We start from the raw sequence: 12,924 nt of genomic DNA, 5'->3' as shown, positions 1-12,924 counted from the left end.
ATTTTTGCCAACCACCGAGGTCAGGGAAGGACGAGCAGGAGACAACGATGACGCTCTCTCCTTACGCACCCATCATCGGGCTGTTCGCCCTCGCCGCGGGGTTCGCGCTGTTCTCCGTGGCCGCCGCCCGATTCGCCGGCCCCCGGCGTCTGAACAAGGCCAAGCTCGAGGCGTACGAGTGCGGTATCGAGCCGAGCCCGCAGCCCGTCGGCGGCGGCCGGTTCCCGATCAAGTTCTACCTGACGGCGATGCTCTTCATCGTCTTCGACATCGAGATCATCTTCCTCTACCCCTGGGCGGTCTCCTTCGACGCCCTGCCGATCTTCGGCTTCGTGGAGATGGTCCTGTTCATCGTCGCGGTCTTCGTCGCCTACGCCTATGTCTGGCGGCGCGGCGGCCTGGACTGGGACTGAGGGAGGTACGGCAGATGGGCATCGAGGAGAAGCTTCCCTCCGGCGTCCTGCTCACCACCGTCGAGAAGCTGGTCAACTGGTCGCGGAAGTCGTCCGTCTGGGGCGCCACGTTCGGCCTGGCCTGCTGCGCCATCGAGATGATGGCGGCCGGTGGCCCGCACTACGACATGGGTCGCTGGGGCATGGAGGTCTTCCGGGCCTCGCCCCGGCAGGCGGACCTGATGATCGTGGCCGGCCGGGTGAGCCAGAAGATGGCCCCGGTCCTGCGCCAGATCTACGACCAGATGGCCGAGCCCCGCTGGGTGCTCTCGATGGGCGTCTGCGCCAGCAGCGGCGGCATGTTCAACAACTACGCCATCGTGCAGGGCGTCGACCACATCGTCCCGGTCGACATGTACCTCCCGGGCTGCCCGCCCCGGCCCGAGATGCTCATCGACGCGATCCTCAAGCTCCGCGAGAAGATCATGTACGAGCCGCTGGGTCCGAACGGCCGCAAGATGCTGGAGGCCCGCAAGGAGCGCGGTGACGTGCCGGTCGTGCCGTACGGCTCGATGCCGTCGTCGTACCGCAACGACAAGGCCCGGCGCGCCGAGTGGACCAGGGCGGTCCGCGAGGGGCGCGAGGAGCAGTTGCGGATCGAGAACTGGATGAAGGCGCAGAACCACCTCCACGCACACGGGGGCCCGAAGTGACCGCACCAAACGACAGCAACAACAACGGCGGCGTGCCGGTACCGGTGCCGCCGGCCGGTGCCACCAGCGGCGCACCGGCCGAGCTCCCGCCGGCCAGCCCCGCCGGCCGTGGCATGTTCGGCATCCACGGCACCGGCGACGTCTCCGGCTTCGGCGGCCTGGTCCGGCAGCGCACGGCGATCGAGGACAGCCCCCGGCCGTACGGCGGCTACTTCGACGAGGTCCGGGACGCGCTGGAGGAGGCGTACCCCGACTTCGGCGACGCCATCGAGAAGGTCGTGGTCGACCGGGGCGAGCTGACCCTGCACGTCCGCCCGGAGCGGATCGCCGAGGTCTGCCAGGTGATGCGCGACGACCTGGCGCTCCGCTTCGAGCTCTGCTCCTCGGTGTCCGGCGTGGACTACCTGGGCGCGGAGGAGCGCCGGCTGCACGTCGTCTACCAGCTCACCTCGATGACCTACCGGCGCCGGGTCCGGCTGGAGGCCGCGGTCTCCGCCGAGGAGCCGCACCTGCCGAGCGTCACCAGCGTCTACCCGACCGCCGACTGGCAGGAGCGGGAGACGTACGACATGTTCGGCATCGTCTTCGACGGCCACCCCAACCTGACCCGGATCCTCATGCCGGACGACTGGGAGGGGCACCCGCAGCGCAAGGACTACCCCCTCGGCGGCGTGCCCGTCGAGTACAAGGGCGCGGAGATCCCGCCGCCGGACAAGCGGAGGTCGTACCAGTGACGACGTCGAACTACGCGACCGAGCGCGAGACCACCGAGGGCAAGGTCTTCACCGTCACCGGTGGGGACTGGGACACGGTCGTCTCCGGCACCGACCCGATCAACGACGAGCGGATCGTCGTCAACATGGGTCCGCAGCACCCGTCCACGCACGGCGTGCTCCGGCTGATCCTGGAGCTGGAGGGCGAGACGGTCCGCGAGGCCCGCTCGGTCATCGGCTACCTGCACACCGGCATCGAGAAGAACCTCGAATACCGGAACTGGGTCCAGGGCTCGACCTTCGTGACCCGGATGGACTACCTCTCCCCGCTGTTCAACGAGACGGCGTACGCGCTGGCGGTGGAGAAGCTGCTCGGGATCACCGACGACATCACCGAGCGGGCCAACACCATCCGGGTGCTCATGATGGAGCTCAACCGGATCTCCTCGCACCTGGTCTGGCTGGCCACCACCGGCATGGAGCTGGGCGCGATCTCGATCATGCTGTACGGCTTCCGCGAGCGGGAGTACATCCTCGACATCTTCGAGACCATCACCGGCCTGCGCATGAACCACGCGTACGTGCGGCCGGGCGGGGTGGCGCAGGACGTGCCGGACGACGCGATCGTCAAGATCCGCAACTTCCTGAAGATGATGCCGAAGAAGCTCAAGGAGTACGAGGACCTCCTCTCCGGCCAGCCGATCTGGGTCGAGCGCACCAAGCACGTCGCGGTGCTCGACGTGACCGGCTGCCTGGCGCTCGGCGTCACCGGTCCGGTGCTCCGCTCCGCCGGTCTCGCCTGGGATCTGCGCAAGACCATGCCGTACTGCGGCTACGAGACGTACGAGTTCGACGTCCCGACCCACACCGACGGCGACGTCTGGGGCCGCTACCAGGTCCGGCTCGCCGAGATCCGGGAGTCGCTCAAGCTGGTCGAGCAGGCGGTGGATCGGCTGAGCAAGCCCGGCCCGGTGATGGTGGCCGACAAGAAGATCGCCTGGCCGGCGCAGCTGGCCATCGGCGTCGACGGCATGGGCAACTCGCTGGAGCACGTCGCCAAGATCATGGGTCAGTCGATGGAGTCGCTGATCCACCACTTCAAGCTCGTCACCGAGGGTTTCCGGGTCCCGCCAGGCCAGGTGTACGTCGGCATCGAGTCGCCCCGCGGCGAGCTGGGCGTGCACGCGGTCTCCGACGGTGGCACCCGGCCGTACCGGGTGCACTACCGGGAGCCCAGCTTCGTCAACCTGCAGGCCCTCCCGGCGATGGCCGAGGGCGGCCTGATCGCCGACGTGATCGCCGGTGGCGCCTCGCTGGACCCCGTCATGGGGGGGTGTGACCGGTGAGCGCGAGGAGCGCAGCGAAGCGGAGCACCGCAGTCGCGAACGAAGGGCGGCTCTGATGACGACGAATTTTACTGAAGAGACCCGGGCCCGGGCGCGGGAGATCATCGCCCGGTACCCGGCGGACCGGTCCCGCTCGGCCCTGCTGCCGCTGCTGCACCTGGTGCAGTCGGTGGAGGGCTACGTCTCCCCCGCCGGCGTCGAGTTCTGCGCCGAGGTGCTCGGCCTGAACAAGGCCCAGGTCGGCGCGGTGGCCACCTTCTACACCATGTACAAACGCAAGCCGACCGGCGACTACCTGGTCAGCGTGTGCACCAACACCATGTGCAACGTGCTGGGTGGCCAGGAGGTCTACGACACCCTCGCCGAGCACCTGGGCGTCGGGCACGACGAGACCACCGAGGACGGCCGGATCACCCTGGAGCACGCCGAGTGCCTGGCGGCGTGCGACTACGGCCCGGTGATGACGGTCAACTACGACTTCTTCGACGGGGTCGACCCGCGGACCGCGCTCGGTGTGGTCGAGGAGCTGCGCGCCGGCGGCCGGCCGATGCCGACCCGGGGCGCCCGCCTCTGCAGCCTCAAGGAGATGTCGGTCCAGCTCGCCGGCTTCGCCGACGAGCGGGAGGGCGCGGTCGCCGACGGCGGCCCGGGCGAGCCGACCCTGCGCGGCCTGCGCCTGGCCGAGCAGCACGGCATCTCGGTGCCGGGCTTCGACCCGAACACCCCGATCCGCAGCAAGGCCGAGGCCGACAAGGTTGCCGAGCAGGCCAAGGCCGCCCAGGCCGCGGGCACGGCGGCCAACCCGCCGGCCACCGACCGCAAGCCGGCCGGCGACGGGGCCGGGGCGCAGCAGCGCAACCTCAAGGAAGCGGAGGCCAAGAAGTGACGACGCCTCGGCCGGAGACGCTGGCCAAGCTGACGCCGGTGCTCACCAAGCGCTGGCTGTCGCCGGACGCCTGGCGGATCGGCACCTACGAGAAGCTGGACGGCTACGCCGCCCTGCGCAAGGCGGTCAAGGCACACCCGGACGACCTGATCCAGCTGATCAAGGACTCCGGGCTGCGCGGCCGGGGTGGCGCGGGCTTCCCGACCGGCCTCAAGTGGGGGTTCATCCCGCAGGGCGACGGCAAGCCGCACTATCTGGTGGTGAACGCCGACGAGGGCGAGCCGGGCACCTGCAAGGACCTGCCGCTGATGACCCACGACCCGCACTCGCTGGTCGAGGGCGTGATCATCGCCTCGTACGCGATCCGGGCCAACCGCGCCTACATCTACATCCGAGGTGAGGCGGTGCACGCCGCCCGCCGGCTGCGCAACGCCGTGCAGGAGGCGTACGCCAAGGGCTACCTGGGCCGGAACATCCTCGGCAGCGGCTTCGACCTGGAGCTGGTGGTGCACTCCGGCGCCGGGGCGTACATCTGCGGCGAGGAGACCGCGCTGCTGGACTCGCTGGAGGGCTTCCGGGGCCAGCCACGGCTGCGGCCGCCGTTCCCGGCGACCCACGGCCTCTACGCCAGCCCGACCGTGGTCAACAACGTCGGCACCGTCGCCAGCGTTCCCTACATCGTGCTCGGTGGCGCGGACTGGTGGCGGACCATGGGTACGGAGAAGTCGTCCGGCCCGATGATCTACTCGCTCTCCGGCCGGATCGCCAACCCGGGCCAGTACGAGTGCTCGATGGGGATCACCCTGCGCGAGCTGATCGAGCTGGCCGGCGGGATGCAGCCCGGGCACAACCTGAAGTTCTGGACCCCGGGCGGCTCGTCGACGCCGCTGCTCACCGCCGAGCACCTGGACGTGCCGCTGGACTTCGAGGGGGTGGCGGCGGCCGGCTCGATCCTGGGCACCACGGCCACGCAGATCTTCTCCGACCAGGACTGCCCGGTGTACGCGACGTACCGGTGGCTGGAGTTCTACCACCACGAGTCGTGCGGCAAGTGCACCCCGTGCCGCGAGGGCAACTACTGGATGGTCCGGGTCTACCGGCGGATCCTCGCCGGCCAGGGCACCCACGAGGACCTGGACACCCTGCTCGACACCTGCGACAACATCCTCGGCCGCTCGTTCTGCGGTCTGGGTGACGGTGCGACCAGCTCGGTGACCTCGTCGCTGCAGTACTTCAAGCAGGACTACCTCGACTACATCGAGGGACGTACCGCGCCGAAGCTCTCCGACAAGCAGTTGGTGGGAGCCCACTGATGACCGACGTAGCCAAGCAGACCGAGACCGTCACCCTGACCATCGACGGCGTCCAGGTCACCGCGCCCAAGGGGGCGCTGCTGATCCGGGTCGCCGAGCAGATGGGCACCGAGATCCCGCGCTTCTGCGACCACCCGCTGCTGGCCCCGGCCGGCGCCTGCCGGCAGTGCCTGGTGGAGGTGGAGGGCCAGCGCAAGCCGGTCGCCTCCTGCACCCAGACCGTCGCCGACGGCATGGTGGTGCGGACCCAGCTCACCTCGCCGGTCGCCAAGAAGGCGCAGGAGGGGGTGATGGAGCTGCTGCTCCTCAACCACCCCCTGGACTGCCCGATGTGTGACAAGGGCGGCGAGTGCCCGCTGCAGAACCAGGCGATGTCCACCGGCCGGACGGACTCCCGGTTCCACGAGCACAAGCGGGAGTACGAGAAGCCGCTGGAGATCAGCACCCAGGTGCTGCTCGACCGCGAGCGGTGCGTGCTCTGCCAGCGCTGCACCCGGTTCTCCGAGGAGATCGCCGGTGACAAGTTCATCGACCTCATGAACCGGTCGTCCGCCGAGGAGATCAACATCTACCGGGACGACGCGTACGGCGCGGAGTCCGGGGACGAGGCGGGTGACGTCCCGTTCAACTCGTACTTCTCCGGGAACACGGTGCAGATCTGCCCGGTGGGCGCGCTGACCGGCGCGCAGTACCGGTTCCGGGCCCGCCCGTTCGACCTGGTCTCCACCCCGAGCGTCTGCGAGCACTGCTCGGCCGGCTGCGCCCAGCGCACGGACTGGCGGCGCGGCAAGGTGCTGCGCCGGCTGGCCGGCGACGACCCGGCGGTGAACGAGGAGTGGAACTGCGACAAGGGCCGCTGGGGCTTCCAGTACGCCCGGGCGTTCGACCGGCTCACCACCCCGCTGGTCCGCGACGAGCGGACCGGTGAGCTGCGCGAGGCGTCCTGGAGCGAGGCGCTGACCCGGGCCGCCGAGGGCCTGCGGGCCGCCCGGGACGGCGGGCCGGGCACGGCCGTGCTGACCGGCGGCCGGCTGACCGTCGAGGACGCCTACGCGTACGCCAAGTTCGCCCGGGTCGCGCTGCACACCAACGACATCGACTTCCGGGCCCGCCCGGTCTCCCGCGAGGAGGCCGACTTCCTGGCCAGCAGCGTCGCCGGGGTCACCGACGTGACCTACCAGGACGTGGAGAACGCGCCCGCGGTGGTGCTGGTCGGCCTGGAGCCGGAGGAGGAGTGCCCGATCCTCTTCCTGCGGCTGCGCAAGGCGTACCAGCAGAAGAAGCTCACGGTGTACGCGATCGCGCCGTTCGCGACGCGCGGCCTGGAGAAGCTCGGCGCCAAGCTGGCCCGGGTGGTGCCGGGCGAGGAGGCCAGCGTGCTGGCCGAGCACGCCACGGTGGCCGAGGCGCTGAGCCAGCCGGGCGCGATCCTGATCGTCGGCGAGCGGCTGGGCGCGGTGCCCGGCGGGCTCTCCGCCGCGGCGGACGTCGCCCGGCGTACCGGGGCCAAGCTGGCCTGGGTGCCGCGGCGCGCGGGTGACCGCGGCGCGGTCGACGCGGGCTGCCTGCCCAACCTGCTCCCCGGTGGCCGCCTGGTCACCGAGCCGGCCGCCCGCGCCGAGCTCGGCGAGGCGTGGGACATCGCGGCCGGGGTGATCCCCAGCCAGGCCGGCCGGGACACCGACGGCATCCTCGTCGCCGCGGCCAACGGCCAGCTCGGCGCCCTCGTGGTGGCCGGGGTGGACCCGGCCGACGTGGCCGACCCGCGCCTGGCCGAGCAGGCCCTGGACGCGGTGCCGTTCCTGGTCAGCCTGGAACTGCGGATGAGCGCGGTGGCCCGCCGGGCGGACGTGGTCTTCCCGGTCGCCCCGGTGGTCGAGAAGGCCGGCAGCTTCCTGGACTGGGAGGGCCGGCTGCGCACCTTCGAGAAGGTGCTGGACACCGCGGCGATGAGCGACGGGCGGGTGCTCGACGCGCTGGCCGCGCAGCTCGACGTCCGGCTCGGCACCGGCGACGTGACGAGCGTCCGCCGCGAGCTGGCCGCGCTGCCGCCGACCCGGGTGGATGCCCCGGCCGCCCCCAGCGTCGAGCCGGGCACCGTCCAACAGCCTGGGCCGGGCGAGGCCGTGCTGGCCACCTGGCACCAGCTGATCGACCTGGGCAGCCTCACCGACGGTGACGAGCACCTCGCCGGCACCGCCCGCCCGCCGGTGGTCCGGCTGGGCAAGGGCACCGCCGAGGCGCTCGGCGTCGCCGACGGCGACCCGGTGACCGTGGGCACCGACCGCGGCGCGGTCACCCTGCCGGCGGCGATCACCGAGATGCCGGACGGCGTCGTCTGGCTGCCGACCAACTCACCCGGCTCGACCGTCCGGCGCAGCCTCGGCGCTACGTCCGGCGACGTCGTGCAGGTCTCCGCCGCGTCGGTCGGCGCTCCGGCCGTTCCGGCCGGGCGCGTCGCCGCGGACGCCGATGGCCGCCCGGGTCCGCTCCTCAACACCGGGAGTGTCCAGTGAACCTCTACCTCGCGGCGCAGGATCCGACGCTGGCCGACTTCGGCAAGGACCCGTGGTGGCTGGTCCTTATCAAGATCGTCTTCGCGTTCGTCTTCGGCCTGCTGGCCACGCTGCTCGGCGTCTGGTTCGAGCGTCGGGTCGTCGGCTACATGCAGGTGCGGCCCGGACCCAACCAGGTCGGCCCGTTCGGCCTGCTGCAGACCCTCGCCGACGGTCTGAAGATGGCCTTCAAGGAGGACATCCTCCCGCGGACCGCCGACAAGGTCGTCTACTTCTTCGCCCCGACCATCTCGGTGATCTGCGCGGTCACCGCGCTGTCGGTGGTGCCGTTCGGCCCGAAGGTCAGCATCTTCGGCCACTGGACGCCGCTGCAGGTGACCGACGTGTCGGTGGCGGTGCTGGTGCTGCTGGCCTGCTCATCGATGGGCATCTACGGCATCGTGCTCGGCGGTTGGGCCTCCGGGTCGACGTACCCGCTGCTCGGTGGTCTCCGGTCCAGCGCCCAGATGATCTCGTACGAGGTCGCGATGGGGCTGAGCATCGTGGCGGTGTTCATGACCGCCGGCACGATGTCCACCAGCGGGATCGTCGCCGCCCAGGCGCACGGCACGCAGCTGAACATCCTCGGCGTCGACGTCCCGGCCCCGGGCTGGTACGCGATCCTGCTGCTGCCGAGCTTCATCATCTTCTTCATCGCCACCGTCGGGGAGACCAACCGGGCGCCGTTCGACCTGCCCGAGGCGGAGTCGGAGCTGGTCGCGGGCTTCATGACCGAGTACAGCTCGCTGAAGTTCGCGCTCTTCATGCTCTCCGAGTACGTCTCGATGGTCACCATGTCCGCCGTCACCACCACGCTCTTCCTCGGCGGGTGGCGGGCCCCGGCCCCGATCACCACCTTCTGGGCCGGCGCCAACTCGGGCTGGTGGCCGATGCTCTGGTTCTTCGGCAAGGTGCTGATCCTGGTCTTCGTCTTCGTCTGGCTGCGGGGCACCCTGCCCCGGCTGCGGTACGACCAGTTCATGCGCTTCGGCTGGAAGGTCCTGCTCCCGATCAACCTGATCTGGATCCTGGTCCTGGCCGGGCTCCGCTCGATCGAGGACTGGCAGACCGAGGACCGGATCGTCGCCACCAGCATCGGCGCCGGCGTCCTGCTGCTGGCCACGCTCTTCTGGCCGAGCCGGAAGAAGGAGCCGATGCCGTCGCTCCAGGAGCAGGTCAACAGCCGGCCGCACGGCAGTTTCCCGCTGCCGCCGATGGATCTTCAGGTACCACCGAGCCCGCGCACCAGGCGCGTGGTCGCCGAGCGGGAGCCGGCCAACGTCGGCTCGGACTCCAGGGAGGTGTGACGTGGGCGCGATCACCGGAACGTTCAAGGGCTTCGGGGTCACCTTCTCGCACATGTTCAGGAAGGTCGTCACCACCGACTACCCGTTCAAGCCGCCGGTCTCGGCGCCGCGCTACCACGGGCGGCACATCCTCAACCGGCACCCGGACGGCCTGGAGAAGTGCATCGGCTGCGAGCTGTGCGCCTGGGCCTGCCCGGCGGACGCGATCTACGTGGAGGGTGGCGACAACACCGAGGAGCAGCGCTTCTCCCCGGGTGAGCGGTACGCCAGCGTCTACCAGATCAACTACGCCCGGTGCATCTTCTGCGGGCTGTGCATCGAGGCGTGCCCGACCCGTTCGCTCACCATGAGCAACGAGTACGAGCTGGCCCGGGACAACCGGCAGGACCTGATCTTCACGAAGGAGCAGCTGCTCGCGCCGCTGCTGCCCGGCATGGAGCAGCCGCCGCACCCGATGCGGCTGGGCGACAGCGAGAAGGACTACTACGTCGGCGGGCTGACCAACCCGGGCACGTCCGCCGGCGCGGAGCACTCGCCGAACGGCGCGGGGCCGTACCGGGTGGACGAGCACCCCGGGGTGACCTTCCCCGGCGCCGAGCAGGCCGCGCAGCGGGCCGAGGCGGGCAAGGGAGCAGGGGCATGACCACTCAGACAGTGCTCGCCGCGGCGGGCCAGGTGTCCGGGGGTGAGGAGGTCACCTTCTGGATCCTCGCCCCGCTGGCGCTGATCGGCGCCATCGGCATGGTCTGGGCGCGGAACGCGGTGCACTCGGCGCTCTGGCTGGTGCTGACCATGCTCTGCCTGGGCGTGTTCTACGTCCTGCAGGCCGGGCCGTTCATCGGCATGGTGCAGATCATCGTCTACACCGGCGCGATCATGATGCTCTTCCTGTTCGTGCTGATGCTGGTCGGCCGGGACGCCTCCGACTCACTGATCGAGACGCTGCGCGGCCAGCGGGTCGCCGCGGTGGTGCTCGGTGTCGGCTTCGCCGGCCTGGTGGGCAGCGGCCTCTACCGGGCCCTGGAGGGCGTCCAGGCGGTCGGCCTGGACAAGCCGAACGCCGAGGGCAACGTGCAGGGCATCGCCCGGCTGCTCTTCACCAAGTACGTCTTCGCCTTCGAGCTGACCTCCGCGCTGCTGATCACGGCGGCCGTGGGCGCGATGGTGCTGGCGCACGTGGAGCGGCGCAAGGAGGACCGGATGGACCAGATCGCCACCATGAAGGCGCGGTTCCGCCCCGGCAACTACCCCGGGCCGAAGCCCGGACCGGGTGTCTTCGCCACCTCCTCGTCGGTGGCCACCCCGGCCCGCCTGCCCGACGGCCGGCTGTCCGACCGCAGCATCCCGGAGATCCTGCCGGTGCGGGAGCTGACCGCTGAGGAGACCTCGTTGAAGGGGACGGAGAAGTGACCCCGGACTACTACCTGATCCTCGCCGCGGTGCTGTTCACCATCGGTGCCGTCGGCGTGCTGATCCGGCGTAACGCGATCGTGCTGTTCATGTGCGTGGAGCTGATGCTCAACGCCGCCAACCTGACGCTGGTCACCTTCAGCCGGATCAACGGCGACCTGAACGGCCAGATCATGGCGTTCTTCGTGATGGTGGTGGCGGCGGCCGAGGTCGTGGTCGGGCTCGCGATCATCATGTCGATCTTCCGGACTCGACGCTCGGCGAGCGTCGACGACGCCAACCTGCTGAAGTACTGAGGGGCCTGCGGTGGAACAGACTCTGACCTTCGCGTCGGCTGAACCGACCGGGGCCGTTGCTTTCGCGACGGCGGATGGGCTGCTCGGCAGCGTCTGGCTGCTGGTGGCGATCCCGCTGGTCAGCGCGGCGATCCTGCTGCTGCTCGGCCGGCGGGCGGACCGCTGGGGCCACTGGCTGGGGGTGGGCGCGATCGGCGCCGCCTTCGTGCTCGGCCTGACCTACTTCCTCCAGCTCCGTGGTCTGGAGAACAAGCAGGTCCAGCTGAGCCTCTGGCAGTTCATCACGGTCGGCGACCTGAAGGTGGACTTCGGTCTGCTCTTCGACCCGCTGGCCGCGGTGTTCGTCCTGCTGATCACCGGGGTGGGCTTCCTGATCCACCTGTACGCGGTCGAGTACATGGCGCACGACGAGGGCCGGCGACGGTTCTTCGGGTACTTCAACCTCTTTGTCGCCGCCATGCTGCTGCTGGTGCTCGGCAACAACTACGTGATGCTCTACTTCGGCTGGGAGGGCGTCGGTCTGGCGTCGTACCTGCTGATCTCCTTCTGGTACGGCCGGCCGAGCGCGGCCACCGCCGGCAAGAAGGCGTTCCTGATGAACCGGGTCGGCGACGCCGGCCTGGCCATCGGCATCTTCGTGCTGTTCGCCCAGCTCGGCACCACCCAGTACGACGAGGTGTTCAGCGGCGTCGGTGCGTTGAGCCAGACCACGGTGCTGGTGCTCGGCCTGCTGCTGCTGCTCGGCGCGGCCGGCAAGTCCGGCCAGTTCCCGCTGCAGGCGTGGCTGCCGGACGCGATGGAGGGCCCGACCCCGGTCTCCGCGCTCATCCACGCGGCCACCATGGTCACCGCGGGCGTCTACCTGATCGCCCGCTCCAACCCGATCTTCTCGGCCAACGCCACGCTCCAGCTGGTGGTGGTCAGCGTCGGCGCGGTCACCCTGCTGATGGGCTGCCTCATCGGCGCGGCGAAGGACGACATCAAGCGGGTGCTGGCCTGGTCCACGGTGAGCCAGATCGGCTACATGTTCCTCGGTGTCGGCCTGGGCGGCGCGGCGTACGCGCTGGCCATCGTGCACCTGCTGGCGCACGGCTTCTTCAAGGCCAACATGTTCCTCGGTGCCGGCTCGGTCATGCACGGCATGAACGACCAGGTGGACATCCGCCGCTTCGGCAACCTGGCCAAGTACATGAAGGTCACCTGGCTGACCTTCATGATGGGCTGGCTGGCCATCATCGGCATGTTCCCGTTCTCCGGCTTCTTCTCGAAGGAGCCGATCATCGTGGCGGCGTTCGCGCGGGAGGGCTGGACCGCCTGGCTGTTCGGCGGCGCGGCGCTGCTCGGCGCGGGGCTCACCGCCTTCTACATGACCCGGCTCTTCGTGCTCACCTTCCACGGCCCGGCCCGCTGGACCGAGGACATCGAGCACCCGCACGAGTCGCCGAAGCTGATGACTATCCCGCTGATCCTGCTGGCGATCGGCTCGGTCGGTGCCGGCTTCCTGCTCTCCACGTCCGTGCCGGACTGGCTGACCGCCACCGCCGGCCTCGGCGGCGAGCACGCGGAGCACGAGGCCGTTCTCTCCCACGGGCTGATCACCGCGCTCTCGCTGCTGGTCACCGTGCTCGGCGCCGGACTGGCCTGGTTCCTGTTCCGCAGCGGCACGGCCACCGCGCCGCAGCCGGCCGGCGTGCTGGTCACCGCCGCGCGCCGGAACCTCTACACGGACGCCTTCAACGAGGCGGTCTTCGAGAAGCCGGGCATCTTCCTCACCCGGGCGCTGGTCTTCCTCGACAACCGGGGCGTGGACGGGCTGGTCAACGGCCTGGCCGCCGCCGTGGGCGGGGGCTCGGGCCGGCTCCGGCGGCTGCAGACCGGTTTCGTGCGGTCGTACGCGACCTCGATCCTGACCGGCGCGCTGCTCGTGGTGGCGGCGTTCCTGGCGGTGCAGGCGGGGTGGCTGGCGTGATCGACCTCAACGCGGCCGCCCCCG

General features: G+C 70.2%; 12 protein-coding genes. All 12 read left to right on the top strand.

Translation table 11 applies throughout. The features are described 5' to 3' along the window. The first annotated feature begins 47 nt into the window (after window positions 1–47). Genes ACGF4F_RS17965 through nuoL form a run of 12 tightly spaced genes read left to right on the top strand, consistent with a single transcriptional unit; the run spans window position 48 to window position 12,900 of the window. On the top strand, window positions 48–413 hold the full coding sequence (locus ACGF4F_RS17965) for an NADH-quinone oxidoreductase subunit A (protein ID WP_073834101.1): 366 nt from the start codon (window positions 48–50) through the stop codon (window positions 411–413). 14 nt (window positions 414–427) lie between these two features. After that, window positions 428–1,105, top strand: coding sequence for an NADH-quinone oxidoreductase subunit B family protein (locus tag ACGF4F_RS17960; protein ID WP_073834100.1), 678 nt, complete (start codon window positions 428–430; stop codon window positions 1,103–1,105). Next, window positions 1,102–1,839, top strand: coding sequence for an NADH-quinone oxidoreductase subunit C (locus ACGF4F_RS17955; RefSeq protein WP_357434729.1), 738 nt, complete (start codon window positions 1,102–1,104; stop codon window positions 1,837–1,839). The genes ACGF4F_RS17960 and ACGF4F_RS17955 overlap by 4 nt, the downstream gene beginning before the upstream one ends. Then, window positions 1,836–3,164, top strand: a complete 1,329-nt coding sequence (locus ACGF4F_RS17950; RefSeq protein WP_357434730.1) for an NADH-quinone oxidoreductase subunit D — start codon at window positions 1,836–1,838, stop codon at window positions 3,162–3,164. The genes ACGF4F_RS17955 and ACGF4F_RS17950 overlap by 4 nt, the downstream gene beginning before the upstream one ends. 55 nt (window positions 3,165–3,219) lie before the next feature. Then, window positions 3,220–4,050, top strand: a complete 831-nt coding sequence (gene nuoE, locus ACGF4F_RS17945) for an NADH-quinone oxidoreductase subunit NuoE (RefSeq protein WP_357434731.1) — start codon at window positions 3,220–3,222, stop codon at window positions 4,048–4,050. Beyond that, window positions 4,047–5,363: an NADH-quinone oxidoreductase subunit NuoF gene (gene nuoF, locus ACGF4F_RS17940; RefSeq protein WP_393078479.1), complete on the top strand. Its 1,317-nt coding sequence runs from the start codon at window positions 4,047–4,049 to the stop codon at window positions 5,361–5,363. Before nuoE ends, nuoF begins: the two co-directional genes overlap by 4 nt. Further along, a complete protein-coding gene (locus ACGF4F_RS17935) occupies window positions 5,363–7,879 on the top strand; it encodes an NADH-quinone oxidoreductase subunit G (protein WP_357434733.1) in 2,517 nt (838 codons plus the stop codon). Before nuoF ends, ACGF4F_RS17935 begins: the two co-directional genes overlap by 1 nt. Next, window positions 7,876–9,225, top strand: a complete 1,350-nt coding sequence (gene nuoH / locus ACGF4F_RS17930) for an NADH-quinone oxidoreductase subunit NuoH (protein WP_357434734.1) — start codon at window positions 7,876–7,878, stop codon at window positions 9,223–9,225. The genes ACGF4F_RS17935 and nuoH overlap by 4 nt, the downstream gene beginning before the upstream one ends. Window position 9,226: 1 nt before the next feature. Next, on the top strand, window positions 9,227–9,868 hold the full coding sequence (gene nuoI, locus ACGF4F_RS17925; RefSeq protein ID WP_357434735.1) for an NADH-quinone oxidoreductase subunit NuoI: 642 nt from the start codon (window positions 9,227–9,229) through the stop codon (window positions 9,866–9,868). Beyond that, a complete protein-coding gene (locus ACGF4F_RS17920; RefSeq protein WP_073834092.1) occupies window positions 9,865–10,635 on the top strand; it encodes an NADH-quinone oxidoreductase subunit J in 771 nt (256 codons plus the stop codon). The genes nuoI and ACGF4F_RS17920 overlap by 4 nt, the downstream gene beginning before the upstream one ends. Next, the gene (gene nuoK / locus ACGF4F_RS17915; RefSeq protein ID WP_073834091.1) at window positions 10,632–10,931 is read left to right on the top strand and encodes an NADH-quinone oxidoreductase subunit NuoK; all 300 of its coding nucleotides are present in this window, start codon (window positions 10,632–10,634) and stop codon (window positions 10,929–10,931) included. The genes ACGF4F_RS17920 and nuoK overlap by 4 nt, the downstream gene beginning before the upstream one ends. Window positions 10,932–10,941: 10 nt before the next feature. Further along, a complete protein-coding gene (nuoL, locus tag ACGF4F_RS17910) occupies window positions 10,942–12,900 on the top strand; it encodes an NADH-quinone oxidoreductase subunit L (RefSeq protein WP_393078474.1) in 1,959 nt (652 codons plus the stop codon). Window positions 12,901–12,924: the final 24 nt, after the last annotated feature.

Origin of the sequence: Micromonospora sp. NPDC047740 (genome assembly GCF_043204735.1) — a bacterium.
Lineage (GTDB): Bacteria > Actinomycetota > Actinomycetes > Mycobacteriales > Micromonosporaceae > Micromonospora.
This window is presented reverse-complemented; position numbering and strand designations above follow the sequence as displayed.

What these genes read in the sequence shown, in the direction of transcription:
- ACGF4F_RS17920 (WP_073834092.1), top strand. Translation starts at nt 9,865, where the DNA reads ATGACCACTCAGACAGTGCTCGCCGCGGCGGGCCAGGTGTCCGGGGGT.
- nuoE (WP_357434731.1), top strand. Translation starts at nt 3,220, where the DNA reads ATGACGACGAATTTTACTGAAGAGACCCGGGCCCGGGCGCGGGAGATC.
- ACGF4F_RS17935 (WP_357434733.1), top strand. Translation starts at nt 5,363, where the DNA reads ATGACCGACGTAGCCAAGCAGACCGAGACCGTCACCCTGACCATCGAC.
- ACGF4F_RS17965 (WP_073834101.1), top strand. Translation starts at nt 48, where the DNA reads ATGACGCTCTCTCCTTACGCACCCATCATCGGGCTGTTCGCCCTCGCC.
- ACGF4F_RS17960 (WP_073834100.1), top strand. Translation starts at nt 428, where the DNA reads ATGGGCATCGAGGAGAAGCTTCCCTCCGGCGTCCTGCTCACCACCGTC.